Source organism: Maribacter vaceletii, from assembly GCF_003634105.1.
In the GTDB taxonomy this organism is placed as follows: Bacteria; Bacteroidota; Bacteroidia; order Flavobacteriales; family Flavobacteriaceae; genus Maribacter_B; species Maribacter_B vaceletii.
The window spans coordinates 1,500,014-1,526,278 of record NZ_RBIQ01000007.1; the positions used below are offsets into that span (position 1 = coordinate 1,500,014).

A 26,265-nucleotide genomic window follows, 5' to 3' on the forward strand; every position below is an offset into this window, starting at 1 on the left:
AATAGAAATTTCTATTTAATTAACGCTTTTTAAAGCCCTAAAAATGGATGCTTTACACTTTATTCATTTTCTCGCGAATTTCATTTAAACATAGGTTTCCTAAACTACCATCATGCGTGTGTTTAATATCTTTTTTAGGAGAAAAAGTACCTTCATTTATTTCCATTCCCATTTTCTTATAGGCATCTCTAAAAGGTATGCCACTAAGAACTAACTCGTTTAAAGTATCTACACTAAAAAGATAATCGTACTTAGGATCTTCTAAAATGCCAGTATTAACTTTTACTTCTTTTAGACTAAAAGTTAAGATATCTAAACAGGATTTTAATTCTTGTATCGCAGGGACTAGTACTTCTTTAACTAATTGTAAATCTCTATGATAACCGCTAGGAAGGTTATTTGTTATAAGAATTAATTGATTAGGTACTGCTTGTATTTTATTACACTTACCACGTACCAATTCAAACACATCTGGATTTTTCTTATGAGGCATTATACTACTTCCTGTGGTAAGTTCATCTGGGAAGGTAATAAAATCGAAATTTTGGCTCATATATAAACAAATATCCATTGCCATTTTAGAGAGGGTAGCGGCAATACTACTCATTCCAAAAGCAGTAGCCTTTTCTACTTTTCCTCTTCCCATTTGTGCAGCTACTACATTGTACTTTTGTGTAGCAAAGCCCATTTCTTTAGTAGTAAAGCTTCTATCTATTGGGAAAGAACTACCGTAACCAGCAGCACTCCCAAGTGGATTTTGGTCAGCAATTTTATAGGCAGCATCAATAAAATATAAATCATCTACTAAACTTTCTGCATAGGCAGAAAACCAAAGCCCAAAAGAAGATGGCATTGCTATTTGTAAATGTGTATATCCTGGTAATAAAACAGTTTTATACTTGTCTGCAAGATTAATTAAAAGACTAAAAAGTGACTTTGTTTGCTCCTTAATTTCTTCTAATTCATTTTTTAAATACAAATGCATAGCTACCAAAACTTGGTCGTTTCTGGAACGTGCAGTGTGTATTTTTTTACCGGTATCGCCGAGCTTTTCAATTAGCAAAAACTCAATCTTAGAGTGCATATCTTCAAAAGAATCTTCAATAGTAAAAGAGCCTTTTTCTATAGATTTAGCAATAAGGTCTAATTCTTTTACAAGGGCATCGGTCTCTTTTTGGGTAAGTAAGCCTATTTTTCCTAGCATTTTAGCATGTGCAGTAGAGGCGATTACATCATATTTAGCAAGCTGCAAATCTAGTTCTCTATCATTACCTACTGTAAAGTGGTCTATTTTTTTATCGGTACTAAATCCTTTATCCCAGAGTTTCATTTTTTTAAGTATTAAGTAATTAGTACTAAGTACAAAGTTAGTGATTAAGAAAAACTTAATACTTTGTACTTAGTACTTAATTCTGTTTTAAAAATCCTTCTAATATTTTAATGTATAAATCTATACCTTCTTCAATTTCATTTACATAAATAAATTCATCGGCAGAATGTGAACGGGTGCTATCTCCTGGCCCCAATTTTACAGATTGACAAGTTAATGCTGCTTGGTCGGATAGGGTTGGGGAGCCATAGGTACTCCTTCCTAATGCTACACCACTTTTTACCAATGCATGGTCTTTATCTATTTTGGATGAGTTTAGTTTAAGTCCACGTTCTTGAATTTCACAAGGGGCTTCAGCTTTTAATAAATCTGCAATTTCTTTATTGGTGTAGCTGTCGTTTACACGAACATCTATTACAAGTTCTACTTGTGCTGGAACTACGTTATGCTGACTACCGGCATTTATTTGTGTTACCGTAAGTTTTACATCTCCAAGAGCTTCAGAAGTTTTTTCAAATTTATAATTCTTAAACCAATCTAAAACCTCAATAGTATTATAAATAGAATTATTATCATTAGGGTGCGCTGCATGTGATGGTGTTCCTTTTACAACAGCATCAAAAACTACCAACCCTTTTTCTGCGATTGCTAATTGCATTAGTGTTGGCTCGCCAACAATAGCAACATCAATTTTTGGTAGACTAGGTAGTAAGCCGCGTAGGCTATTTACTCCAGCATTTTCCTCTTCAGCAGAAGCCACCATTAAAATATTATGGCTGAGGTTTTCTTTGGCATAAAAAGTAACAAATGTAGCGAGTAGTGACACCAAACATCCACCAGCATCATTACTACCCAAACCGTATAATTTACCATCTATTACTTCTGGTAAAAAAGGATCTCTAGTGTACGCTTTATTGGGCTTTACGGTGTCATGATGTGAGTTTAATAATAAGGTTGGTTTGCTATCATCCCAATATTTGTTTTTTGCGTAAACATTATTATTTTCTCTAGTAAAAGGAATAGAAAAACTAGTGAACCATGCCTCAATTGCATCGGCAGTTTTATCTTCTTCTTTAGAAAAAGATTCTATACTTATAAGCTCTTTTAATAAAGAAATGGCTTTTTCTGTTAGTGCTTTCTGTTCCATCTTATAATGTTATTGTTGTAAATAAGCTAGCATTTGGTTGTATCATTTCAATATTTCCTAAACAGACTTTACCAACGTTATTTTGTAATGCATGAAAGCAATTTTCTAGTTTAGGAAGCATGCCATCTGCAATTATTTTTTGTTCTAAAAGCTCTTTGTATTTGTTAGAATCTATATGTTTTACCACAGAATCTTCATCTTCAATACGCATTAAAACTCCTTTTTTTTCAAAGGAATAGTATAAAGTAGTATTATATAATTTGCTCATCCCAATTGCTACTTCAGATGCTATAGTATCTGCGTTTGTATTTAAGATGTTTCCTTCGCCATCATGAGATAAGGCGCAAAAAACAGGAGTTACACCAGAGGTAATAAGTGTGTTTAAAAAATCTGCATTTATACCATCTATATCGCCAACAAAACCAAAATCTACCTCTTTTACAGGCCTTTTATGAGCTTGTATAACATTACCATCGGCACCACTTAAACCTATAGCATTAGTTCCATTTGCTTGTAAGCTTGCAACTATGTTTTTATTAGTTAACCCGCCATAAACCATGGTAATTATTTCTAAGCTTTTAGCATCTGTAACTCTACGACCATTTACCATTTGGGATTCTATTCCTAGTTTGGATGCTAATTGCGTAGCTAGTTTACCCCCACCATGTACTAGTATTTTTGCTCCTTTTAGTTGAGAAAAAAAGGTTAAAAATTTAGCAAGTTCTGTTTTGTTTTCAATTACATTACCTCCTATTTTTACGATAGATAGTTTCTCTTTCATTATAGGTTTTCTAATATTTTTTTAAGTACTATTTGTGCAGCGTACGTTCTATTATTTGCTTGTTGTATAACTATAGATTGTTCACTGTCTAAAACAGCATCGTTAACTACGACATTTCTACGAACAGGTAAACAGTGCATAAATTTTGCTTTGCCTAATTTTTCTTTAGTCATCATCCAAGATTCATCTTGATTTAAAACTTTTCCATAATTGGCATAACTACTCCAGTTTTTTACCGAAACAAAATCGGCATTTTCTAAAGCTTTTTCTTGGTTATTTTCTATGGTTACACCATTTGTAATTTTAGGGTCTAACTCGTATCCTTTTGGGTGTGTTAAAACAAATTCTGCATCTTGTAACTGCATCATTTCTATAAAAGAATTAGCTACTGCATGTGGTAATGCTTTAGGGTGCGGTGCCCAGGATAAAACTACTTTGGGTCTTTTCTTTGTTTTATTTTCGTCTATGGTAATAGCATCTGCTAAGCCCTGTAAAGGGTGCCCAACAGAGCTTTCCATATTTAAAATGGGAACAGAAGCATATTCTTTAAAGCCATTTAAAACCACTTCGGCTTTGTCTTTTTCTTTGTCTGTTAGTCCTGCAAATGCTCTAATGCCAATAATATCGCAGTATTGAGAAACAACCTGAGCAGCTTCTTTTATATGTTCTGATGTGCCTTGGTTCATGATAGTACCATCTTCATATTCTAATGCCCAACCTTCGTTACCAAAGTTCATAACCATTACTTCTAAACCTAAATTTGTTGCAGCTTTTTGCGTGCTTAAACGGGTACGTAAAGAGTTATTAAAGAAAAGAAGACCAATAGTCTTATTTGCACCAAGAGCAACATTGGCTTTTGGGTTTTTTTTAAGGTTTTTAGCTTCTTCTACTAGTTTTGGAAGAGAATCAATATCGTTTATAGAAAGATAGTTTTTCATTTAAAAGGTATTAAAGTGTAACCTATTATTCTTGGGTTACTTTTGTAAAATTACTTTTATTATTAATGGCGTCTAGAATAAAATTTTCTTTTAATCCGTTTACAATCCATGTTTCAATATTCGCTTTTTGAGCTATGGTTGCAGCCTCAATTTTAGATTGCATTCCGCCAGTACCATGCGATGATTTTTCATCACTAATTTCATTCTTTAATATAGTTAAATCACTAACCGCAGTAATAGTTTTTGGTAGGTTATTATTAATAGATTCCTTTGTGTAAATACCGTCTGTATTGGTTGCAATTAGTAACAAATCGGCTTGTAATAATGCTGCCGTAAGTGCTGCTAACTTATCATTATCTCCAAATTTTATTTCATCGGTAGAAACGGTATCATTCTCATTAATAATTGGAATAAAGTTGTTAGATACTAATACATCAATAGTGTTTTTAATATTGATTTGCGATTCTTTTTTTTCAAAATCTGAATAAGATAATAAACATTGCGATGTAAAAAGGCCTAGTTCTCTAAAGTTCTCTTGAAAAATTCGCATAAGGTGGGGTTGTCCAATAGATGCTAAAGCTTGTTTAACATTAATTTCTTCTCCGTTATGCTCTAGTTTTACGAACTGTTTAGCTGCAGCAATAGCTCCGGAACTAACAATTATAAATTCGTAGTCTTCTTTTAAACTAGCAACTTGCCTTCCAATATCCTCGATTTTACCTCTAGAAATATGGTCGGTTTCTTTAGTTAGGGTATTAGAACCAATTTTAAGTAAGATTCTTTTTTTCTTCATGCCTATTTTTTCATCTTCCTTGATTATAAAGAGAATGCCTTTATCTTATTTGCCCATTACCTAAAATGTACCATTTATTGGTTACTAAATGCTGTAATCCTATTGGTCCACGTTGGTGTAATTTATCGGTACTTATCGCTAGTTCTCCTCCTAAGCCAAATTGCCCACCATCTGTAAATCTTGTAGATGCATTGTGGTACACAGCAGCAGTATCTACCAACTGCATAAAGGTATTAGCGGTATCTTTATTTGCGGTTATAATTGCTGCGGAATGACCGCCTCCGTATTTGTTAATTTTAGTAATTGCATCTTCTAAAGAAGGGACTTGACCAAAAACAATTTTATAATCTAAGAACTCCTGATACCAAATATTTTCATCTTTAATGGTTGATGTTCCTTCTAGTGATGAGAAAGCTTCGTCTGTAATAATTTCAACGTTACTTTTCTTAAGTTCAGCCATTAAGTGTTGCACAAATTGTTGTTTTCTTGGTAAATTTGCTGCTATAAGTACTTTGTCTAATGCATTACATGCCGATATTTTTGTTGTTTTTGCATTTATGATAATATCTAGTGCCATTTGCAAATCTGCCTCAGTATCTATATAAACAAAATTGTTGCCACGCCCACTAATAATAACAGGGCAAGTGGCATATTGTTTTACAAAAGCAATTAGTCTTTCCCCTCCTCTTGGTACAATTAGATCTAGTTTTTGGGTCGGATTTTCTAAAAATTCTTGTGTTTGTTTTCTATCAAATTGTAAATAAGTAACCCAGTCTTTGGCGCAATTATGTACATCTAAAGCTTTGTGCCATAAATTTACTAACACCAAATTACTGTTTACGGATTCTTTACCACCTTTTAAAAGTATTTTGTTTCCAGATTTAAATGCAATACCTGCAGCTTCAATAGTAACATCTGGTCTAGATTCGTAAATAATTAAAATAGTCCCAAAAGGAGCTGTTTTATTACTTACTTGAATACCATTGTCGTGCGTGAAGGCAAAACGTTCAACCCCTAAAGGGTCTGGCTCGTTAGCAAGTTGCTTTAAGGATAATACCATGCCGTCTATTTTATCCTGGTCTACCTTTAGACGATCACGCATAGAAATATCATCGCCGTTATAGGATTCCAAATCTGTGATATTAGCTTTTAATAATTCCGATTTATGCTCTAGAATTAGCTCTGCCATAGTTAGCAGGACAGCATTACGTTCTTGTATGTTTAATAGAATACTCACTATAATTCTTCTTTAAGTGCATTAAAAAATATATCTATATGTTCTTTGGTACAATTTAGGGCTGGTAAAAAACGTAGTAATTTTTTATTCATAGCACCTCCTGTGAAAATATGCTGGTCATAAATCATTTTTTTGCGTAGTTCTCCTACTTCAAAATCGAATTCGATTCCGAGCATTAAACCTTTCCCTTTAATACTTTTTATTTGCGGAATTTCTTTAGCTTTTTCATTAAAATAAGCACCAATTTTAGCTGCGTTTTCTATTAAATTTTCATTCTCTAAAACTTCTAAAACAGCTGTTGTAGCAGCGCAAGCCAAATGGTTGCCACCAAAAGTAGTTCCTAACATACCATAAGAAGCTTCTATGCTTTCATGAATAAGTACTCCACCAACAGGAAAACCATTTCCCATTCCTTTAGCAATACTAATAATATCTGGTTGTATACTTTGGCTACGCTCAGCATCCCAATGGTGCTGAAAACCAAAGAATTTACCACTTCTTCCAAAGCCACATTGTACTTCGTCAGCAATAAGAAGAGCACCATTTTCTTTAGCTAACGTAGCTATTTTTTGAAAAAATTCTGAAGTAGGTTCTTCTAAACCACCAACACCTTGAATAGCTTCTAAAATAACAGCACAAACATCTCCTTTTTCTATTTCGGCTGTAAAAGCAGTAATATCATTAAAAGGTAAAATAGTTACTTTTTGTTGCTTGTTAAGAGGTGCGTTTATTTTCTCATTATCTGTTGCTGCAACGGCAGCAGAAGTTCTTCCGTGAAAGCCGTTTTTAAAGGCAATTACACGAGATTTTCCTGTTTTAAAAGAGGCCATTTTTAGAGCATTTTCATTTGCTTCGGCTCCTGAATTACAGAGGAATAAATTATAATCTTCACAACCAGATAACTTTCCTAATTTAGTAGCAAGTTTTACCTGTAAAGGGTTTTGTACTGCGTTACTATAAAAGCCAATTTTATCTAATTGGGATTTTATTTTTTCTACATAATGAGGGTGCCCATGACCAATAGAAATTACAGCGTGCCCACCATAAAAATCTAAATATTCTTGCCCTTTATCATCTGTAACGACCATTCCTTTTGCAGAAATAGGAGTTACATTGTAAAGTGGGTAAACATCAAATAATTTCATAATATATACTTTCCTTTTTAAGAGTGCGCTGTGAGCAACTTTACCCTTTTTTAATTTGATTTATTTTTTCGAATGATGCTACAATTCCTTGAATTAAGGAAGAACTTAGGCCTTGGTGTTCCATTTCATTTAATCCTTCAATAGTGCATCCTCCTGGAGTGGTTACACGGTCTATTTCTTCTTCTGGATGATTGCCAGATGCTAATAATAAACCAGCAGCACCATCACAAGTATGTTTTGCTAGTTCTTGGGCTTCTTTAGCTTCAAAACCTAATTGTATAGCTCCTTGGGTAGTAGCACGTATTAAACGCATCCAAAAAGCAATTCCGCTTGCACATATTACGGTAGCTGCTTGCATTTGCTCTTCCGGAATAACCATAGAAGCTCCTACCTTATCAAAAATAGATTGTGCAATAGCAATTTTGCTTTTGCCAATAGCATTACTACACATGCAAGTCATAGATTTACCTACCGCAATAGCAGTGTTTGGCATGCTTCTAATAATATTTTTATCACTTCCAACAATAGATTCTATACGCGAAATGCTAAATCCAGTAATTACAGAAATTATTATATGGTTTGCAGTCAATAAATCTTTTACATCTTCTAGTATAGCTTCTAAATGACGTGGCTGAATAGCAAATATTAAGACGTCAGAATTTTTAACAGCTTCTCTGTTATCACTTGTTAAAACTACTTTATCATAACTAGCGTATTCTTTAATGTCATCTAGATTTCTTTTGGTAAGGTACATAGAGCTAGCTCCGTTACTATCTAATATTCCTTTACCAATGGCTAATCCTAAATTCCCAGTTCCTATGATTGCTACTTTCATACTTTTAGTATTAAGTGGTTAGTACAGAGTATTAAGTTTTTAATACCTTAAAATTGTACAACTTTGATGGTTTAAATTTTATTTTTTTACTCGTTTAGAATACTCCTGCTTTTAGATTAAGTCCTTCACTTTCATTAAACCCAAACATTAAATTCATGTTCTGTACTGCTTGCCCAGATGCACCTTTTAAAAGGTTATCTATGGCAGAAGTAATTAATAAAGTATCACCATGTTTATGTAAATGAATATGGCACTGATTGGTGTTTACAACTTGCTTTAAATTAATAGCTTCATCAGAAATTTGTGTAAAAAGTGCATCTTTATAAAAATCACTAAAAATAGCTTTGGCACTTTCTAAATCTCCATCATATTTAGTATAAGCAGTTGCTAAAATTCCTCTTGTAAAGTTTCCTCTATTAGGAAGAAAAAACAACTCTCCAACATTTTCTTGCAAGCTTTCTAAGCTTTCACCAATTTCTCCTAAATGTTGGTGTGTAAACGGTTTGTACCAAGATACATTATTATTTCTCCAGCTAAAATGGGATGTCGCAGATGGGCTAACTCCTGCACCAGTACTGCCAGTAACTGCATTTATATGTACATCTTGTTGTAATTTGTTTTCTTTTGCTAATGGTAATAATGCCAATTGAATAGCAGTAGCAAAACATCCTGGGTTAGCAATGTTCTTTGCTTTCTGAATTTCCGATTTTCTTAATTCTGGAAGCCCATAAACAAACGTTCTTTCGTTTAAAGTTTCATCCGCATTTAACCTAAAATCATTACTTAAATCTATAATCTTGGTGTCTTTAGAAAATGCATGTGCATTTAAAAACTTGGTAGAATTACCATGTCCTAAACAAAGGAAAACCAAATCTACATTTAGATTTACATCACCAGTAAAAGCAAGGTCAGTAACACCCAATAAATCGCCATGAGCACTGGTGATTTTTTTACCAGCTCTTGTGGTACTATACACAAAATCTATTTCTGCTTGCGGATGATTTAATAAAATTCGGATGAGCTCTCCACCCGTATAACCAGAGCCACCAATAATTCCTACTTTAATCATTTTGTTGATTTACGTGGTTATATATTTTACCAGAATTTGAAAGTATTTTTATAAATCCTTTAGCATCATCTGCTGTCCATCCTTTATTAACTTCACCGTAACTACCAAAGGCATCGGTCATTAAATCGTGTTTAGAAGAAATTCCGTTTAATCTAAACTGGAAAGGGTATAAGCTTAAGAAAACATCCCCAGAAACATTCTTTTGTGTATCTGTAAGGAAGGCTTCAATATTTCGCATTACTTCGTCTAAATAATTTCCTTCATGTAATAACATTCCGTAGAAATTACCCTGTTGTTCTTTTTGGTATTGTTGCCATTTGCTAAGTGTGTGTTTTTCTAGTAAATGGTGTGCTTTTATTATTATTAATGCAGCGGCAGCTTCAAAACCAACTCTACCTTTTGTACCAATAATAGTATCACCAACATGAATATCTCTGCCAATAGCGTATTTAGAAGCCATTGCTTCTAGTTTTTCAATATTTGCAACTGGGTTATTTTTTTCTCCATCAATAGCAACTAATTCTCCTTTTTCAAAAGTAAGTTTTACATCTGTAGGTTCTTTCTCTTGTAATTGGCTAGGATAAGCACTATCTGGTAGTGCATTTTTAGAAGTTAAGGTTTCTTCACCACCAACAGAAGTTCCCCAAAGCCCTCTATTTATAGAATATTTTGCTTTTTCCCAAGAGTAGTCAACACCGTTTTCTTTTAGGTAAGCAATTTCAGCTTCTCTAGATAACTTGTTATCTCTAATTGGAGTAATAATTTCAATCTCTGGAGCAATGATTTGAAAAATCATATCAAACCTTACTTGGTCATTTCCAGCGCCAGTACTACCGTGGGCAATATATTCTGCACCAATTTTTTTAGCATAATTTACAATCTCAATAGCTTGTACTATTCTCTCTGCACTTACAGAAAGTGGGTATGTATTGTTTTTTAATACATTGCCAAAAATTAAATACTTAACCACTTTGTCATAGAAAGTCTGTACGGCATCTAAAGAAGTATAACTAGTAGCTCCTAAATCTATAGCTTTAGAATTAATAGTAGCTATTTCTTCTTTAGAAAAACCACCAGTATTTACACTTACAGCATGTACCTCAAATCCTTTGTCTTTTGATAAATATTTTGCACAGTAGGATGTATCTAAACCTCCACTATATGCTAAAACTAATTTTTTCATTCTATATATTATTTACTCCCGTAAAACGGAAAATCTATTTTTGTTTCTTTTTTAGGAATAATTGTTCCTTAATCTTTTTTAACCTTTGAAAAGCCTTGCTATTTACTTTTTCTGGTTCTTGTATTTTTTCTTTTTTTGATGTTGCTTTTGGGTCATGTAACATTCCGGTACAAAGACACATTTTTCTTTCGGTACGAGTTAAGATGTCAAAATTCTTACAGGTTTGGCACCCTTTCCAAAATTCTGGGTCATCGGTAAGCTCAGAAAAAGTAACAGGTTTATATCCTAGCTCATAATTAATTTTCATTACCGCTAATCCGGTAGTAATACCAAATATTTTAGCATCAGGAAATTTTTCTTTAGAGAGGTCAAAAACCGCTTTTTTAATTTTTTTTGCTAGCCCTTGATTTCTATAGTCAGGGTGAACAATAAGTCCAGAATTGGCAACAAATTTTTCATGCCCCCAAACTTCTATATAACAGAAACCTGCAAATTTATCGCCATCTAAAGCAATTACAGCATTACCATTCTCCAATTTTTTTTGAATATATTCTGGAGTACGTTTTGCAATACCGGTACCTCTTACTTTTGCAGATTCCCCAATGGTATCGCAAATAAGTTGAGCGTATTTAAAATGTGATGTATTAGCAATTACAATTTTCATTGAATGCTTGTTTTATTAAAAATAATGAATAACTTATTGTTTTCGAGAAGGGAAATGGACTCACCTATTTCCATAAATATTACACACCCCTACGGGCGGCGGCGAGTGGGAACAAAAGAACATGCTGAAGCAGTTGCCCAGATGTTTACATATGTATGTGCTTTTGTTTTCATTAGACACCAAATGTACAAATTATACTGAAACAACAACACTAACTGTTTAATTTTTACAAAAAAGGCGCTTTTTGTTACGTTGTGTTACTAATTCATAAATGAAAACTCCAAATACTGTAATATATTCAATACTAAGAAGGCTTAAATTTTCTTTAAAATCTGGCTGACCATAAGCCCAATAACTTAAAATTACTGCAGCAGACCAGATTATGGCATATTTATAATTAGTGAATAAGCTAACAAGAACCAAAAAAATTATATACCAAGGATGCACTGTTGGAGAAATAAAATAATAAATAGTTAGCGTAAATAACATGGAGGCTATAAGTGTATTTAAATCTTTGTTTTTTTTTAAAAAAGTAAAAAGGAGTACCGTAATTATGGTAACTATAGGGGTTATTTTTCCGTAAGATTTTATTAGTTCCCAAGGCTTAGCATCTAAAAATGTTATAGCAATATATTTTATAGTATTATAAATACTTGCGTTAAACTCAAAATTAGAGAACCAAAGCCCTACAGTTTCGGAGTAATTAGTAATAAATTCAGAAGAATAAAAAGGCATTAAAAGAGTAGCAGTGGTTATGCCAACTATGCCGTAAAACTGGACACTTTTTTTAAATTTAAAATGGGTTAAAAACAATGGTAAAAATAAAAGAGGAACCAATTTCACCATAATAGAAAGGGCATAGACTATAGCACTAGATTTCCATTTGTCTATAGATAATAAATATAAAGACCAGATAAAGAAGAAGAGCATAACACCTTCAAAATGTAAATTTCCAGTAAGTTCTATTAGTACTAATGGGTTTAAAAAATACCAGAATATTAAATGCGGAGAACGATTAAGGTTTTTTAAAAGTTTACGTCCAAAATAAACAATACCAATATCTGCAAGAACAATAGTAATTCGCATTACAATTACAGAGCCAAGTATTGTTTTACCACCCAAAAAAGCTGTAATTGCAAATATTAGCTGGTTTAAAGGCGGGTAATTACTATAAAATTTTGGACTTAAATCTCCCATGCCTTTATATAACTCATGAGCATTAGCAATTATTAAGTCTTCTTGTTCGATAAGTACTTTAGGTAAATATAAATAAGGGTTTTTAAAATTGTTTATTAGTTCTCCGTCCCAAATAAAACGATAAAAATCTTGAGATAAGTTTGGTTCAGCTATAAGAAAAACGAGCCTAAAAAGGATTCCTGCACCTAATAAGAATTTAAAATTCCATTTTTGAAATTGTATAATTTTATAGCAGAGGAAAAATAATGCAATACTGAGGGTAAGAAGTTTTATAAAGTCTTCTCTATGTAAATTATAAGCAAAGGATGCATATAAAGTAATGCTTGCTAGTACAAGTAGGATAGAATATTTATGTAGCTTCCAATGGGAAGTGAGTTGCCTCCACATACGTAAGTTGGTTTATTGCAATATACGAATAACCCAATAATAGAGATTGTTTTTTAGTTAGGTTTTGAATATGGATTTTTAAAATTAAAAACACTAGAGCTTGCTCCATTTTTTTGAAGCTCGGCAAGTTTTTCTACTGCTTCTTCTACTGTTGGATATTTTCCTTCAGGAATCCACCACATAGCGGTACTTACATTTCCATAATTTTTAAACCACTCTTTACGTCTTCTTAAAAAATCACTGTGTACCGTCTTATAAACATAGTTTCCTAAAGCTTCTACATTTTCCCAGACAGATATGTTTATTATAACTTGAACGTCATTATATGGGTTAAGTTTTGTTGCGTTATTAGTCTCGTCTTTTAATCGCCATATAAAGCCATCACTATTTTCTGCAAGGGTATTTATAGTATCTAAGTTATCTACAAACTCTTTCATTATAGGGTCGTCTATAGTTACTCCTTTTATTCTAGCAACATTAATTTCTGCTAATTGGTATTCCATTATATTCTAATTTTGTTTTAAGAAGCTTCTATGGTTCTAAAAGTTAAATTTATTCTAGGGGTAAATACTTTTTTTGTAGGTGGTAAACAGTGTAACCAATTTTTTTGGGTTGTTCCTTTCATTGCTAATAAACTCCCTTTTTCTAGAACAATACTAATTTTTTGTTTAGTGTCTTTATGCTTAAAAAGAAATTTTCTTTCGGCTCCAAAACTAAGAGAGGCTATAGTGCCATATTTCTTTAAATCTTTTTCACCATCACTATGCCACGCCATGCCTTCTTCGCCATTATGGTAAAGATTTAATAAGCAAGAATTATAAGTTTCTCCAGTCTTATCTTCAACAAGATTTTTTAGTTCTAAAAGCTCTTTTGTCCATGGTAAAGAAATTTTTGTGCTATTAGAATAGGTGTATTCAAAAGATTTTTCTGCGTACCAGGCTACTTTACGTTTTGTAAAAATGCGTTTTCCAAAAATTACTGCTTCATCTGGTTTCCACTCAATGGTATTGTAGAGAGTATTAAAATAATATTGACATTTAGAAAGGTCTAAAATAGTACCATAATAAAATACTTCACCATCAAAAGGTAAAATATTTGGAGTAGAATCCGTATTAAATAAATCCATTTTCTAGCGTTAGATTATTGCAATCTAAGAAAAAGAATGGTTAAAAGGAATCCAATTTATGCTCTAGCAGTAAGCGATTTAAAAAAGACGTAGCCAAAGCCTAGAAATAGCATAAAATGAAAAGGAAAAAGACCAAAATCATTTAACGGTACAGCGCTATACATTCCAAAAAGAAAATATAACATAAGTGCCGCTTCTAATATCATGTTTGGAGAAAGTTTTTTGGTTAGGTATTTATTTCCTTTCCAACTATCTGTAAGGTTGTTTAAGTTAAATTTAGGAGTACGTACAAACTCACTCCTTTTTCCCATATGCCCTTCTAAAACAGCAATAGAATTATGTAAAGAAAAGCCTAAAGCAATAGAGAAAAAGGTAAAAAATAGTTTTATATAATCAATAAAATTATCAAAACTACTGCCTTGTATGCTTTTATAGGTAAACCAATAACAGATAAATAGAATTATAGTACTTACAATAAAGAAACTTGTAACTTCAAAAACCCACCCTAAATGTCCATAACTATTTTTAATGTAAAGCATAGGGATACTTAACAAAGCAACTATAAAAACGCACAAAAACATAGAACTGTTAAGCAAATGCATTACACCATGAAACTTAGTTTTAAAAGGAATGTTTTTAGAAGAAACAACACTTGTAACGGTTTTTCTAAAGTTTTCTGCACCACCTTTATTCCATCTAAATTGTTGGGAACGAGCAGCGCTAATTACAACAGGTAATTCTGCCGGAGTTTCTACATCTTCTAAATATTTAAACTTCCAGTTTTTTAATTGGGCTCTATAGCTTAAATCTAAATCTTCAGTAAGTGTATCTCCTTCCCAGTTACCAGCATCTAGAATACAATCTTTACGCCAAATACCTGCAGTACCATTAAAATTAATAAAGTGTCCTTTTGCGTTACGGCCAACTTGTTCTAAAGTAAAGTGTGCATCTAAAGCAAAAGCTTGTATACGAGTTAAGGTAGAATAGTCTCTATTTATATGCCCCCAACGCGTCTGTACAACACCAATTTCTTCATCTTTAAAATAGATGACAGTCTTTTTTAACCAATCTGGGTCTGGTAAAAAATCGGCATCAAAAATGGCAATAAAATCTCCTTTTGCAATTTCTAGCCCTTCTTTTAAAGCACCAGCTTTAAATCCTTGTCTGTTTTCTCTTCTAATGTGTTTTATGTCTAAGCCAGTAGCTTGTAATTTTGTTATATGCTTTGCTGTGTCGTGAACAGACTCATCTGTAGAATCGTCTAAAACCTGAATTTCTAATTTGCTTTTTGGGTACTCTAATTTTGCAATATTTTCTAACAATCTGTCCATTACATATTCCTCATTATAAACAGGAAGTTGTATGGTAACAAACGGAATTTCTTTTGGGTCTAATAGGTTGTATTTTGGAGCGGTTTGGTTTCTTCTTTTATAACCTAAGTAATTAACTAATAGGTTAAGCTGAGCTAAACTGTAGAAGAATATCAACAATAACGCAATGCTGTAAATACCAATAATGATGTAAGCAATTGTTAGTCCCATTTTATTTCATACTATATTTAAATATCCAACCTAATATTTTTATGCCTGCAAATATACTACCTTTTACTGTTCCTGACACTTTTGAGATGCCAATTCTTTTTTTGTAACGTACTGGTACTTCGGTATATGCTATTTTCTTTTTTAAAGCTTTTAATTGCATTTCTACGGTCCAACCATAGGTTTTATCTTCCATATTTAAAGATAATAGTGTATGGTACTTTATAGCTCTAAACGGCCCTAGGTCTGTAAATGTTGCCCTAAAAAACAACTTCATTAAACTGGTTGCTAACCAATTGCCGAAAATTTGTTGTGGTGTCATGCTACCTTCTTCTCTTAATTCTTTTACCCTAGCACCTACCACAAAGTTTACTTTTTTATCTATAATTGGTTGTATTATTTTAGTGAGTTCTTCAGGGTAATCTGAATAATCACCATCTATAAATACAATTATATCTGGTTTTACTTCTTGCGTACTTACATATTTCATACCTGCTAAACAGGCATAACCGTAACCCATTTTTGTTTCTGTTAAAACCGTAGCTCCTGCATTTTTAGCATTTTCTACGGTATTGTCTGTAGAATTATTGTTAACCACAATAACTTCGGAGACTAAAGATGGTATTTCTTTTATTACATGTGCAATAGAATCTGCTTCATTAAAAGCAGGGATAATAACTTTTATATTGGTCATTAATACAAATCAGATAGTTTATTTTCTTTCTTAAAACTTGAAAAGCTAGTCCATTCTTTTATTCTTTTACCATTAGAATATCTTACGGCAGCAGTTATTTTTTGATTTTTATACTTTAAACAGTACCCATTTTTTACTCCATTGGTAAGCTGGCATTTATGGACAATAGCTCCTTTAGTATCATAAAAAAGCCACCATTTAATCATTTGTCCGTTTTCATAATTACCTTCTCTTAAACGAACATTATGTTTGCTGTAAAAATACCAATAGTCTTCTTTTTTACCATTGTAATAATGTCCTTGTTTAGAAACAACCCCATTTTCATGGTAAAATTTCCAATATCCTGTTTTTGTATTGTTTTTGAGCCAACCTTCGGACTTAATTTTTCCTGTTTTATAAAATTCCTTTTGATAAGTAGCGTATTCTTTTTCTTTTAGGTTAAGAAAAAGGCAAAGAAGAGCCATCATTGGTATTTTAAAAATCATTTTATTTTTTATTAACTAATTCCATTAAATCAACATCATTCCCTAGTAACACCTCGGTAGGATTAATACGTCCTTCTTCAGGACCATTTTCTAATTTTAATACTCCTCTTGGGCATACCGCAGAACAAACCCCACAACCTACACAACTAGAACGCACAATGTTTTCTCCTTTTTGTGCATACGCTCTAACATCTATACCTTGTTCACAATAGGTAGAACAGTTGCCACAAGAAATACACTGACCTCCATTGGTCGTGATTCTAAAACGAGATTTAAAACGTTGTACAAAACCTAAATATGCAGCTAAGGGGCAACCAAATCTACACCATACTCTATTCCCAAAAATAGGATAAAAACCAGTACCGATAACTCCTGCAAATACAGCACCTATTAATAAACTATATAGATTTTGAATGCTTTGTACTTTTAAGGAAAGTATATCTTTGATTATTACTATAGTTCCAGTTTCTGCAAAAAAACTATACAGGGTTAAACCCGTCATTATCACTGCAAAAAGTAGCACTCCATGTATTAGCCAACGTTCTACTTTCCAGGAAAATAAAGATTTACTAGAATGTTGTCTGTAAGGATCTCCTAAAGTTTCTGCAAGTCCGCCACAACCACAAACCCACGAACAATACCATCTTTTTCCAAAAAAGTATACCATTACGGGAACTATAACTAAAGTTAGAACAATACCCCAAATAAGAATAAACATTCCTATACCTCCACTATTAATTAGTGATTTTAAATTCCATTGAAAAAAGAAATCATAGTCTAGAGGAAAGGCATTTTTAAAATCGTAGTAAGGCATTTGCAAACGCACCATTATCTCTGGAATTAAGAAAGCAAACACAATCTGAAAAAATAATACAGATGTGGTACGTACAATTTGATACATATTATGGCGGTATTTTATATACATACGTACTGCCATAACGGTCATAACCGCACAATACATAAAACCATAAACAAACCAATGCCCGGCAGGATTACCACTAAGAAATTCACTAATTGGATCTACAATGAATGTCCAATTTACAGCATATTCTGAGCGGAAATAAAGGATTAGATAAAAACCAACTAAAAAGACAAGTACCATCCAAGCAATCCATTTACGATTTGTTGCACTTTCGTGGTAAATTCCGTCATTTTTAATGCCTTTTTTTCCTAGTAAAATAACGTTTGGTAAAATAAACATAAGCGCGCCAATAATGCCAAGTCCAAAGGTTAAAAACCACATTGTACCTTTATTGTTTGCTATATAGCCGCTGCCAGATTTTTTGCCAATGTAGGCAGCCATATCATGAGGGTTGGTATATATTATTTTTTTGTATTCTTTGTTTTTTTTGTGTTTTGCGTTAGCACTTTCTAAAGCATTTACAACAATAGGAGATAAGGATAACATGCTGTTAAAATCTTTATCCACTAAATTCTTCTGTAAGTTTTCAATAAAAATTTCGCTTTTTATTTTTTTCTCTACTAGAATTTCATCAAATAATTGTTGGTTAACCGTAAATTTCCCAATTACAGTTAAGGCAGTAAAAATTCCTAAACCAATTAGGAATACTACAAGACCTATGTTTTTTATTGCTTTCATTTTAAATGCTTTATTGTTGTACCTATTGTAAATAGTTATGTTTAGGCTTTGCTAAAAATTCTTTTCCAGCTTTTTTTCTTTGGAGTTATGTTTGTACCGTTTTCTTGATTATATTTTTGCAGGATTTCTTTTTCGTATTTTGCGTAAAACTCGGGGTCAAAATTTGCATCTTTAAGATATTCTAAAACATATTCTATACTTCTGCTTTCAGTTAACCAGCGGTCAAAAATGGTATGGCGCATACGAATGCCAAAAGTATTTATACCTAGAAAGGCTTTGGTGTTTTTATGGTAAGCAATGGTTACGCAAATTTTTTCTTTTCCATGTCTCCAATGAAAATGTTGTTCTTCTTCTTTTTTTCCACGTTCGCTAAATACCCAACCATAAGTCTGGTATTCTAAATCTAAAAATTTAGCAGAGTTAAACCAATGGCCAGGTTTATATTCTGTAGGGTTGCCGCAAATGGTTTGCGCAAGAGTTTCCCCCATCATTCTACCAGTATACCAAACTGCTTCTATAGGTCTTCGGTTACCAATGCCTTCATGTTGTTCTGCGCAATCGCCAATGGCATAAATATTAGGAATTGTAGTTTCTAACATTCTATTTACTTTTACGCCTCTACCTAATTCTATTCCAGAATCCTTTAAAAAATTAATATTAGGCGAAACACCAGCAGTTAAGCCAACTACAGTACATTCTATAGTATCACCCTTATCGGTAGTAATTGCTCTGGCATTGCCATTTTCATCTGATAAAATCTCAACTAAATTAGTTTCTAAACGTAAGTCTATATGGTGTTCTAAAATATGTTCATTTATCATTTGGGATTCTCCGTTAGGCAAAACCCCGTTCCAAAAACTATTTTCACGAACTAAGAATGTAACTGGAATATCTCTACTACGAAGCATTTCGGCCATTTCTATACCTATTAAGCCTCCGCCAACAATAACAGCTCTTTTGCAAGTTTCTTTATTAGGTGCATTTTTTTCTAAAGTATCTAAATCTTGTTTGGAATATAACCCTTGTACACCACCCAAATCTTGCCCTGGCCACCCAAATTTATTTGGTTTAGAGCCTGTGGCTATAATTAATTTATCATAAACTATATCGGTGTTATGTTTAATTTTTAGGGTATTGTTTTTATGGTCTATAGAGGTTACGTAGCCTTTAACTAAATTTATTCTATTCTTTTTCCAAAACCAGTTTTCATAAGGTTGCGTATGTTCAAATTTCATGTGACCCATATACACATACATAAGAGCAGTTCTAGAGAAAAAATAGTCTGTCTCTGCAGATATAATAGTAATTTTTTTGTTGGATAATTTTCTAATATGGCGGGCAGCAGTTACCCCAGAAATACCATTACCTATAATGACTATATGTTCCATAAATTTGATTGGTTATTTGGTTTAAGTCGAAGTTACTTATAAAAACTTAACTAAATTTTAGAAATTATTTTTGTGATAACTGTGTGATACTTTTAAAGTTTCTTTGGCAACAGAAAGAAAAACGAAGCTTTGTTAAGTTTTAAAATTTAGAACGACAGAGCTATAAGAAATTTACATCTAAGTTTAATATAATGTGAATTATTACAACTAGAATTATAGTTTTAGTCGTGTTTTTCTTTTAAAAAGCAAATAAATAATATAAAATAGTTAAAATGAAAAAAGTAGTAATCTTGGCAGTATTATGTCTAATAAGCTATAAAAGTAATGCCCAAAGCACAGATGTATTTTTTACAAAAGCAGATAATTTTTTTAGTAAGCATGTAAAAAATGGAAGAGTAGCATATTCAGAAATAAAAAAGGATACAAAAGAATTAAATGAAATCTTAAATATAGCAAATGGTCTTAAGTTAGATAAAGAGAATGCTAAAGAGTACCAAGCGTTTTGGATAAATGCTTATAATCTTAATGTAATAAATAGTGTTGTAGAAAATTACCCAATTAAATCACCGTTAGATAAAGCAGGTTTTTTTGACAAGAAAAAGCACAACGTAGGAGGTAAAAACATTACACTTAATGATATTGAAAATAAGCTATTAAGAGGAAATTTTCCTATGGAACCTCGTTTTCATTTTGTATTAGTTTGTGCTGGTTTAGGATGCCCTCCAATAATTAATAAAGCATATAAACCTAGTACTTTAGAAAAGCAGTTGCAAATGCAAACAAACAAAGCTTTAAATGATCCCAGTTTTATTCAGGTAAATAAGAATAAAGTGAAAATCTCTCAGATTTTTGAATGGTATAAAGGAGATTTTACTAAAAATGGTTCTTTAGTAGATTACATTAATCAATATAAAAAAGAAAAATTGCCAATGAAAGCTAAGGTATCTTATTACCCTTACGACTGGACCTTGAACGATTTAAAATAAAATTAACAACCTAAAAAAAAGATAATGAAATTAGTTAAACAATATGCTCTTGTATTAGCAGCTCTTTTAGTTACTAGTATAAATATAGCACAGGATGATGATCAGGAAAAAAGTAATATTCAACAATACACCCCTTCTAAATTAATTGGAAAAGGACAATTAGATATTAAATGGTTTAATAATTTGTACACACAAACAGAAAGTACTTTTAGTAGCGGAAAAGAAGCAAGACAAACTTTTTTTACATCTACATTAGAGGCATATACAGGAGTTGGTGAAAATAATAGGTGGAATGTTGGGGCAATTTTTGAATTTCGTTCAAACGTTATTGGAGGTAGAGATGCATTAGATGTTTTTAAGTTTGATGGAGAAGACAATACAGCCCGTTCTGGTTTAACTTCTATTGCACCTTCTATAAAATTTGTACCATTTAAATCGGTAAGTAATTTTAGTATTCAGAGTTCTATTTTTATTCCTTTAGTAGATAATGAGACAGAAAATGGTGTTTTTCTTGACCAAAAAGGGTATACATGGCAAAATAGATTCTTTTACGATTATACATTCCCAGGAGATAAATGGCAATTATTTACAGAATTAAATTCTGAATTAAATTTTGGAGATAAAGAGGAGAGTTTTGCAAATAACAGTTTAAACCTTACGCCAGGTGTGTTTTTAAGTTATTTTCCAAGCTCTAAGTTTACAATATTAGGATTAGTACAACATTCCCAACGAATAGATTTAGGAAATAATTTTACACAAGATTTTACTGCAGCTGGTGGTGGTGTTAAATACCAATTAACAGATGCTTTAAATTTAGAAGCTTTATACACAAATTTTTTAAGAGGAAGCAACACCGGTTTAGGACAAACTTTTAATTTGGGACTTAGAGTTATCTTATAGAAAAAAATAATTACTGTATTTTAGGAGTCTTAATCATTAGGAATGAAAAAAATAGGGCTCCTTTTTTTGTTATTGCAAATTTCTTGCGCCAGTCAAAAAAGTGCTAAAATTAATGGGGTAAGTTTTGTCTCTTCAAGAGAAAAAGCTACACAAGAAAATGTAAATAATGTTTTAAATATTTATGCGAACCATGCTGCAGTAATGCCTTTTGGTTTTATAAGAGACATTAATTCTCCCGAGATTTTTTTTAATACAGAAAGACAGTGGTTTGGAGAAACAAAAAATGGAGCAGAACAATATGTAAATATCTTACATAAGAATAAGGTAAAAGTAATGCTTAAGCCTCAAATTTGGATAAGGAGAGGAGAGTTTACAGGAACTCTTAAAATGAAAACGGAGCAAGATTGGGTTGCATTAGAAAACTCTTACGAGAAATTTATTATTACCTATGCCCAGTTAGCTAAAGAAAGTAAAATAGAATTGTTTTGTATAGGTACAGAATTAGAGCAATTTGTTGTGCATAGACCTGATTATTGGAGACAGCTAATTACAAAAATTAGAAGTATTTATAAAGGTAAATTAACTTACGCAGCAAATTGGGATGAGTACCCTAAAGTACCTTTCTGGAAAGAGCTAGATTTTATAGGGGTAGATGCTTATTTCCCCCTGTGTGAGTCTAAAACACCCACTGTAGAAGAGTTAAAGCAAGGGTGGCAACCTTGGAAGATTAAAATGAAAGCAATATCTGATAGTAACAATAAACCTATAATTTTTACAGAATACGGGTATAGGAGTGTAGACTATACTGCTAAAAAACCGTGGACTGTAGATCGTACAGATGAAGCAGTTAATTTAAAAGCACAAGCCAATGCTAAAGAAGCAATTTTTTCAGAATTTTGGCAAGAAGATTGGTTTGCGGGAGGTTATGTGTGGAAATGGTTTTTAGATTATAAAAATGTAGGAGGAGAAAAGGATAATAGATTTACACCTCAGAATAAACCAGCCGAAAAAATAATAAAAAGTTTTTATAAGAATAATTAAAATGAAAAATTACATTCTTTTTATATTCTGTGCTTTCTTAGTTAGTTGTTCTGAAGATTTAGAAGAGACAAAGGAAACATTACAAAGTAGTTTAGAAGGAAAAGATTTTGTTATTGATAATGTAATTGCCTGTGCAGCTAGTGGCAAAAATGAATCTAAAGTAAGTATATTTTTATACCCTAGACCAAGGGCTATAAACATACAGTGTTATGCAACACCTACAGAAACCCACGATAAGAACAATTATAGAAACTACACAAAAATAAAAAGCTCATTATCCAATGTTTTTAATGGATATTTAATGAAGTTTGATATTGATTTTGATTCCGAAAAATGGGTTATTGTTACTTTTGAGGAAGAAGGGAAAACGCATTTATGCAATCCTATAAGGCTAAAGCAATTTACAAAACCTACAGAGTATTTAACAGACAACGTTACCATAGATGCCAGTACTCAAATGCCAAGTTTTACATGGGAAGATGGTAGTCTTTTAGATACTAAAATTTATTTTCAAGTTGTCTCTAGCGCAGAAAACAACCTTTTGTCTGGTACTTATACTTTTAATAACCATTTTATTTATTATAATTTAGATAATGTAGTATTAAATGTAACCAGAGATAATCCGCCAGAATTAAATAATAATACCAATTACAATTTTACTTTAATGGGGGTAAGTGAAGATAATTGGGTAAATTTATTTTCTGAAAAACCTTTTACCACGCAATTTTAATTATGAATAAAAGTATTCTTGTTCTATTCCTATTTTTTATGGTAGCCATAGGTAACGCTCAAGAAGAGCAGCTTAGTATCTCTAAAGTAGAAATAACAGGAGCAAAGAGAACCAAGGTTTCTTTTGTGATGAACTTAATAAAAGTAAAAGAAGGTGTAAGTTTAGATTCTACTCAATTAGTAGAAGACATTGCACATTTAAAAAGATTAGCTTTTATAGCAAATGCAACTTTTGAGGTAACTAAAAGTATAGATAATACCTGTAAAGTAATTTATCATTTAGAAGAGAATATAACTTTAATTCCGTTTGCAAATTTATTTAGTTCATCTAATGATAATTTTGCTTTCAGGCTTGGTTTGCAGGAGTTTAATTTATTTGGCCGTGGTGTTACTTTAGGTGGTTTTTATCAATATGATGTTTTTAATTCTTATGGTGTTAATATTAGAGCGCCATATTTGTTTAGTACTAAATTAGGTTTAGCATTTAGCTATAAAGACTTAACTACACAAGAACCTGTTTTTTTTGATGATACTACTGCAGATTATAAGTATAATAATAAAGGTGCAGAGCTTTTAGGATTATATCAAATAAACTTTAAAAATAGAGTAGAGCTTGGTTTTAGTCTGTTTAGAGAAGATTATAATTATATTTCTGGAGCAACAAACGCTTCGGTGCCTCAAGAATTAAAGGTAAATAAGCACTTATTTAAGTTTATTTATAATTATTCAGACATAAAATATCATTATCAATATTTATCTGGTTTTAGAAGTAATCTTAATTTTCAATACGTAGGTAGTCCAAATATAAATTTGCCAGAATTTTTAATAGGTTTTAATGATTTTGCTTTCTATAAAAGAATTAAAGAAAAAGGTAACTGGGCCAGTAGAGTTCGTTTAGGATTGGCAACCAATGTAAATACACCTTTTGCACCATTTACAGTAGATAATAACATAAATATAAGAGGAGTAGGTAATACTATAGATCGTGGTACCGCGGCAATAATTATTAACTCAGAGTATAGGCACACCCTAATAGATAAAGATTGGTTTGTTCTGCAAAGTAATATATTTGTAGATGGCGGTTCTTGGAGAAATCCGGGAGGAGATTTCGGCGATTTTAGTGACGACCAAAACTTGCGTATTTACCCAGGAGTAGGATTGCGCTTTATGCATAAAAAAATATTTAATGCCATTTTTAGGATAGATTATGGCTACGGAATTACTAAAAATTCCTCTCACGGATTGGTTTTTGGTATTGGCCAATATTTTTAATAGGAATAAAAATTTAATTACTTTTTTTAAAACCTATACTACATTTAAAAAAGTTATATAATTTTGATGTAGAACTTTAAAAAGTTAGGCATCATTTTTGAATCCTTTTTTATATGAAATTTATCTCTCTCTTTTTTTTAAAAAACGTAATAACGTTTGTTCTTCTATGCTTCTCTTTTAGTGTTGTAGCTCAAAAAGATTCTTTGGAGACTGTTATTGCAGAAAAAGGAGAAGGTATATATGCCCTGTTACGAAAAAAAGGAGTTAACCCATATGAAACTTTTGATGCCTTTGTAGCGCTTAATATAGATAATATTAGAGATAGTATTCATGTATACGAAGGGCGTACATATAAAATACCAAATGTAGAAGCAAAAGTAGCGTTAGAAGAAACAAAAAAAGCAATCCCTAATGTTCTACCAAAGACAGGAAAAGGATATGCTATTTTTGGAAAAAAGTATAGAAAAGTACCTATTAAAAGTAGCAAATTAAAAAATGCCGTTTTTTATTTAGTTGCAGGTCATGGAGGGCCAGATCCAGGGGCTATGGCAACTTATGCAGGTAAGCCTATTGCAGAAGATGAATACGCTTATGATATAACTTTAAGATTGGCAAGAGAATTAATTTCGCATGGAGCACTTGTTTATATTATTATAAGAGATAATAATGACGGTATAAGAGATAAACGGATTCTAAAAATAGACCATGATGAGGTTGCGTACCAAAATAAAGTTATTCCGCTAAACCAAGTTGCTAGATTAAAACAGCGTGTAGATATTGTAAATGAATTATACACAAAACATAAAGGACAATACCAACGTTTAATTGTTACACATGTAGATAGTAGAAGTAAGGGTCAAAATATAGATGTTTTCTTTTACCACCATGAAAAAAGTAAAAGTGGTAAAAATTTAGCAGAGAATATTCATAAGACTTTCCAAAAAAAATATAAAAAGTACCAGCCAAATAGAACGTACTCAGGTACTTTTGAGCATAGAACAGAGTTATACATGGTAAGAAAAACATGGCCGGCAATGACTTTTATAGAAATTGGTAATATTAGAAATAAGAAAGACCAAAAAAGAATTCTAGAACCAGATAATAGACAAGCACTTGCAAAATGGATAAGTGAAGGAGCTATTTTAGATTTCCAAAAAAGATAATAAAAATTAAATTTTAAGAGGGTAAAATTACCTTTTTAATAAAGAATTAGTGTCTCTAACAAAAATTAGTTAACTTAGTTAACTAATTTTTAAGTACTTTTGCTATAGTTATATTTTGTATAAAAAGATAGAAGTAAAAAAATAAACCTAAAAAATATGGGCAACTATCGTATCACTATTGATAAAGAAGAAATTTTAATTGATAAACAAGCAGTAGAAAAAATAGATGTAAGTAGTATTAATGATACTCATTTTCATGTATTAAAAAATGCAAAAGCGTATAATGTAGAGTTAATTAATTCTAATTTTTTAGAAAAGGAAGTAACTATTGCTGTAAATGGGAATACACATGTTCTTAAAATAGAAGATAGTTATGATCAAATGGTTAAAGAGATGGGATTGTTTTCTAATGCTTCTCAAAAATTAAATAATGTAAAAGCTCCAATGCCTGGTCTTATTATAGATATTCTGGTAGAAGAAGGACAAGAAATAGAAGAAGGAACTCCATTAATAGTATTATCTGCAATGAAAATGGAAAATATAATCTTATCGCAAGGAGAAGGTACTATAACATCTATTTCTGTTAAAAAAGAAGATGCAGTAGAAAAGGGTCAAATAATAATTGAGGTAGAATAAT

General features: G+C 31.8%; 26 protein-coding genes. 7 read left to right on the top strand and 19 right to left on the bottom strand.

The features are described from left to right. Positions 1 to 52: 52 nt before the first annotated feature. The 19 genes from argH to CLV91_RS06215 form a co-directional block, all read right to left on the bottom strand. A complete protein-coding gene (argH, locus tag CLV91_RS06125; RefSeq protein ID WP_121064991.1) occupies positions 53 to 1,330 on the bottom strand; it encodes an argininosuccinate lyase in 1,278 nt (425 codons plus the stop codon). 76 nt (positions 1,331 to 1,406) lie between these two features. After that, positions 1,407 to 2,477, bottom strand: coding sequence for a M20 family metallo-hydrolase (locus CLV91_RS06130; RefSeq protein WP_121064993.1), 1,071 nt, complete (start codon positions 2,475 to 2,477; stop codon positions 1,407 to 1,409). 1 nt (position 2,478) lies between these two features. Beyond that, the gene (gene argB / locus CLV91_RS06135) at positions 2,479 to 3,258 is read right to left on the bottom strand and encodes an acetylglutamate kinase (protein WP_121064995.1); all 780 of its coding nucleotides are present in this window, start codon (positions 3,256 to 3,258) and stop codon (positions 2,479 to 2,481) included. Further along, positions 3,258 to 4,196 carry a Rossmann-fold NAD(P)-binding domain-containing protein gene (locus CLV91_RS06140; protein WP_121064997.1) on the bottom strand — a complete coding sequence of 313 codons (939 nt, stop codon included), beginning with the start codon at positions 4,194 to 4,196 and terminating at the stop codon, positions 3,258 to 3,260. The genes argB and CLV91_RS06140 overlap by 1 nt, the downstream gene beginning before the upstream one ends. Positions 4,197 to 4,221: 25 nt before the next feature. Further along, positions 4,222 to 4,989: a glutamate 5-kinase gene (proB, locus tag CLV91_RS06145; RefSeq protein WP_121064999.1), complete on the bottom strand. Its 768-nt coding sequence runs from the start codon at positions 4,987 to 4,989 to the stop codon at positions 4,222 to 4,224. 40 nt (positions 4,990 to 5,029) lie between these two features. Further along, positions 5,030 to 6,178 carry a glutamate-5-semialdehyde dehydrogenase gene (locus tag CLV91_RS06150; RefSeq protein WP_394340486.1) on the bottom strand — a complete coding sequence of 383 codons (1,149 nt, stop codon included), beginning with the start codon at positions 6,176 to 6,178 and terminating at the stop codon, positions 5,030 to 5,032. Between the two features lie 47 nt (positions 6,179 to 6,225). Further along, positions 6,226 to 7,371, bottom strand: a complete 1,146-nt coding sequence (locus CLV91_RS06155) for an aspartate aminotransferase family protein (protein WP_121065003.1) — start codon at positions 7,369 to 7,371, stop codon at positions 6,226 to 6,228. 40 nt (positions 7,372 to 7,411) lie between these two features. Then, complete coding sequence (proC, locus tag CLV91_RS06160) at positions 7,412 to 8,206, bottom strand: pyrroline-5-carboxylate reductase (protein WP_121065005.1); 795 nt, start codon at positions 8,204 to 8,206, stop codon at positions 7,412 to 7,414. Between the two features lie 94 nt (positions 8,207 to 8,300). Then, positions 8,301 to 9,275 (bottom strand): N-acetyl-gamma-glutamyl-phosphate reductase, encoded by a 975-nt coding sequence (gene argC / locus CLV91_RS06165; RefSeq protein ID WP_121065007.1) that lies wholly within the window; start codon positions 9,273 to 9,275, stop codon positions 8,301 to 8,303. Next, positions 9,268 to 10,458, bottom strand: coding sequence for an argininosuccinate synthase (locus CLV91_RS06170; RefSeq protein ID WP_121065009.1), 1,191 nt, complete (start codon positions 10,456 to 10,458; stop codon positions 9,268 to 9,270). Before CLV91_RS06170 ends, argC begins: the two co-directional genes overlap by 8 nt. 34 nt (positions 10,459 to 10,492) lie before the next feature. Next, a complete protein-coding gene (locus CLV91_RS06175) occupies positions 10,493 to 11,122 on the bottom strand; it encodes a GNAT family N-acetyltransferase (protein ID WP_121065011.1) in 630 nt (209 codons plus the stop codon). A gap of 219 nt (positions 11,123 to 11,341) precedes the next feature. Continuing rightward, positions 11,342 to 12,706 carry a glycosyltransferase 87 family protein gene (locus tag CLV91_RS06180; protein WP_121065013.1) on the bottom strand — a complete coding sequence of 455 codons (1,365 nt, stop codon included), beginning with the start codon at positions 12,704 to 12,706 and terminating at the stop codon, positions 11,342 to 11,344. Between the two features lie 53 nt (positions 12,707 to 12,759). Beyond that, complete coding sequence (locus tag CLV91_RS06185; RefSeq protein WP_211333191.1) at positions 12,760 to 13,209, bottom strand: DUF3291 domain-containing protein; 450 nt, start codon at positions 13,207 to 13,209, stop codon at positions 12,760 to 12,762. Between the two features lie 17 nt (positions 13,210 to 13,226). After that, on the bottom strand, positions 13,227 to 13,832 hold the full coding sequence (locus CLV91_RS06190) for an alpha-ketoglutarate-dependent dioxygenase AlkB family protein (RefSeq protein WP_121065017.1): 606 nt from the start codon (positions 13,830 to 13,832) through the stop codon (positions 13,227 to 13,229). Positions 13,833 to 13,888: 56 nt separating this feature from the next. Then, a complete protein-coding gene (locus CLV91_RS06195; protein ID WP_121065018.1) occupies positions 13,889 to 15,373 on the bottom strand; it encodes a cellulose synthase family protein in 1,485 nt (494 codons plus the stop codon). A gap of 1 nt (position 15,374) precedes the next feature. Further along, positions 15,375 to 16,064: a glycosyltransferase family 2 protein gene (locus tag CLV91_RS06200; RefSeq protein WP_121065020.1), complete on the bottom strand. Its 690-nt coding sequence runs from the start codon at positions 16,062 to 16,064 to the stop codon at positions 15,375 to 15,377. After that, positions 16,064 to 16,549, bottom strand: a complete 486-nt coding sequence (locus tag CLV91_RS06205; protein WP_121065022.1) for a toxin-antitoxin system YwqK family antitoxin — start codon at positions 16,547 to 16,549, stop codon at positions 16,064 to 16,066. Before CLV91_RS06205 ends, CLV91_RS06200 begins: the two co-directional genes overlap by 1 nt. A gap of 1 nt (position 16,550) precedes the next feature. Beyond that, the gene (locus CLV91_RS06210; protein ID WP_121065024.1) at positions 16,551 to 18,149 is read right to left on the bottom strand and encodes a 4Fe-4S binding protein; all 1,599 of its coding nucleotides are present in this window, start codon (positions 18,147 to 18,149) and stop codon (positions 16,551 to 16,553) included. A gap of 41 nt (positions 18,150 to 18,190) precedes the next feature. Continuing rightward, complete coding sequence (locus CLV91_RS06215) at positions 18,191 to 19,537, bottom strand: NAD(P)/FAD-dependent oxidoreductase (RefSeq protein WP_121065026.1); 1,347 nt, start codon at positions 19,535 to 19,537, stop codon at positions 18,191 to 18,193. Between the two features lie 272 nt (positions 19,538 to 19,809). Between CLV91_RS06215 and CLV91_RS06220 the strand changes: the two genes are divergently transcribed. The 7 genes from CLV91_RS06220 (at position 19,810) to CLV91_RS06250 (ending at position 26,264) form a co-directional block, all read left to right on the top strand. Then, positions 19,810 to 20,523, top strand: a complete 714-nt coding sequence (locus CLV91_RS06220) for a DUF547 domain-containing protein (RefSeq protein WP_121065028.1) — start codon at positions 19,810 to 19,812, stop codon at positions 20,521 to 20,523. 24 nt (positions 20,524 to 20,547) lie between these two features. Then, the gene (locus CLV91_RS06225) at positions 20,548 to 21,423 is read left to right on the top strand and encodes a hypothetical protein (RefSeq protein ID WP_121065030.1); all 876 of its coding nucleotides are present in this window, start codon (positions 20,548 to 20,550) and stop codon (positions 21,421 to 21,423) included. 42 nt (positions 21,424 to 21,465) lie between these two features. Beyond that, positions 21,466 to 22,464 (top strand): glycoside hydrolase family 113, encoded by a 999-nt coding sequence (locus CLV91_RS06230; protein ID WP_121065032.1) that lies wholly within the window; start codon positions 21,466 to 21,468, stop codon positions 22,462 to 22,464. A 1-nt stretch (position 22,465) separates the two neighbouring features. Continuing rightward, positions 22,466 to 23,194: a hypothetical protein gene (locus tag CLV91_RS06235; protein WP_121065035.1), complete on the top strand. Its 729-nt coding sequence runs from the start codon at positions 22,466 to 22,468 to the stop codon at positions 23,192 to 23,194. A gap of 2 nt (positions 23,195 to 23,196) precedes the next feature. After that, positions 23,197 to 24,465, top strand: a complete 1,269-nt coding sequence (locus tag CLV91_RS06240) for a POTRA domain-containing protein (RefSeq protein ID WP_121065037.1) — start codon at positions 23,197 to 23,199, stop codon at positions 24,463 to 24,465. Between the two features lie 113 nt (positions 24,466 to 24,578). Further along, positions 24,579 to 25,628: an N-acetylmuramoyl-L-alanine amidase family protein gene (locus CLV91_RS06245; protein WP_121065040.1), complete on the top strand. Its 1,050-nt coding sequence runs from the start codon at positions 24,579 to 24,581 to the stop codon at positions 25,626 to 25,628. 156 nt (positions 25,629 to 25,784) lie between these two features. Beyond that, positions 25,785 to 26,264, top strand: coding sequence for an acetyl-CoA carboxylase biotin carboxyl carrier protein subunit (locus tag CLV91_RS06250; RefSeq protein WP_121065042.1), 480 nt, complete (start codon positions 25,785 to 25,787; stop codon positions 26,262 to 26,264). Position 26,265 lies beyond the last annotated feature (1 nt).

Coding starts and splice junctions, on each gene's coding strand:
- CLV91_RS06190 (WP_121065017.1), bottom strand. CDS start 13,832: ATGGATTTATTTAATACGGATTCTACTCCAAATATTTTACCTTTTGAT.
- CLV91_RS06230 (WP_121065032.1), top strand. CDS start 21,466: ATGAAAAAAATAGGGCTCCTTTTTTTGTTATTGCAAATTTCTTGCGCC.
- CLV91_RS06130 (WP_121064993.1), bottom strand. CDS start 2,477: ATGGAACAGAAAGCACTAACAGAAAAAGCCATTTCTTTATTAAAAGAG.
- CLV91_RS06250 (WP_121065042.1), top strand. CDS start 25,785: ATGGGCAACTATCGTATCACTATTGATAAAGAAGAAATTTTAATTGAT.
- CLV91_RS06240 (WP_121065037.1), top strand. CDS start 23,197: ATGAATAAAAGTATTCTTGTTCTATTCCTATTTTTTATGGTAGCCATA.
- argB (WP_121064995.1), bottom strand. CDS start 3,258: ATGAAAGAGAAACTATCTATCGTAAAAATAGGAGGTAATGTAATTGAA.
- proC (WP_121065005.1), bottom strand. CDS start 8,206: ATGAAAGTAGCAATCATAGGAACTGGGAATTTAGGATTAGCCATTGGT.
- CLV91_RS06245 (WP_121065040.1), top strand. CDS start 24,579: ATGAAATTTATCTCTCTCTTTTTTTTAAAAAACGTAATAACGTTTGTT.
- argC (WP_121065007.1), bottom strand. CDS start 9,275: ATGATTAAAGTAGGAATTATTGGTGGCTCTGGTTATACGGGTGGAGAG.
- CLV91_RS06150 (WP_394340486.1), bottom strand. CDS start 6,178: ATGGCAGAGCTAATTCTAGAGCATAAATCGGAATTATTAAAAGCTAAT.
- CLV91_RS06140 (WP_121064997.1), bottom strand. CDS start 4,196: ATGAAAAACTATCTTTCTATAAACGATATTGATTCTCTTCCAAAACTA.
- CLV91_RS06170 (WP_121065009.1), bottom strand. CDS start 10,458: ATGAAAAAATTAGTTTTAGCATATAGTGGAGGTTTAGATACATCCTAC.
- CLV91_RS06175 (WP_121065011.1), bottom strand. CDS start 11,122: ATGAAAATTGTAATTGCTAATACATCACATTTTAAATACGCTCAACTT.
- CLV91_RS06200 (WP_121065020.1), bottom strand. CDS start 16,064: ATGACCAATATAAAAGTTATTATCCCTGCTTTTAATGAAGCAGATTCT.
- argH (WP_121064991.1), bottom strand. CDS start 1,330: ATGAAACTCTGGGATAAAGGATTTAGTACCGATAAAAAAATAGACCAC.
- CLV91_RS06205 (WP_121065022.1), bottom strand. CDS start 16,549: ATGATTTTTAAAATACCAATGATGGCTCTTCTTTGCCTTTTTCTTAAC.
- CLV91_RS06185 (WP_211333191.1), bottom strand. CDS start 13,209: ATGGAATACCAATTAGCAGAAATTAATGTTGCTAGAATAAAAGGAGTA.
- CLV91_RS06155 (WP_121065003.1), bottom strand. CDS start 7,371: ATGAAATTATTTGATGTTTACCCACTTTACAATGTAACTCCTATTTCT.
- CLV91_RS06235 (WP_121065035.1), top strand. CDS start 22,466: ATGAAAAATTACATTCTTTTTATATTCTGTGCTTTCTTAGTTAGTTGT.
- proB (WP_121064999.1), bottom strand. CDS start 4,989: ATGAAGAAAAAAAGAATCTTACTTAAAATTGGTTCTAATACCCTAACT.
- CLV91_RS06195 (WP_121065018.1), bottom strand. CDS start 15,373: ATGGGACTAACAATTGCTTACATCATTATTGGTATTTACAGCATTGCG.
- CLV91_RS06225 (WP_121065030.1), top strand. CDS start 20,548: ATGAAATTAGTTAAACAATATGCTCTTGTATTAGCAGCTCTTTTAGTT.
- CLV91_RS06180 (WP_121065013.1), bottom strand. CDS start 12,706: ATGTGGAGGCAACTCACTTCCCATTGGAAGCTACATAAATATTCTATC.
- CLV91_RS06220 (WP_121065028.1), top strand. CDS start 19,810: ATGAAAAAAGTAGTAATCTTGGCAGTATTATGTCTAATAAGCTATAAA.
- CLV91_RS06210 (WP_121065024.1), bottom strand. CDS start 18,149: ATGAAAGCAATAAAAAACATAGGTCTTGTAGTATTCCTAATTGGTTTA.
- CLV91_RS06215 (WP_121065026.1), bottom strand. CDS start 19,537: ATGGAACATATAGTCATTATAGGTAATGGTATTTCTGGGGTAACTGCT.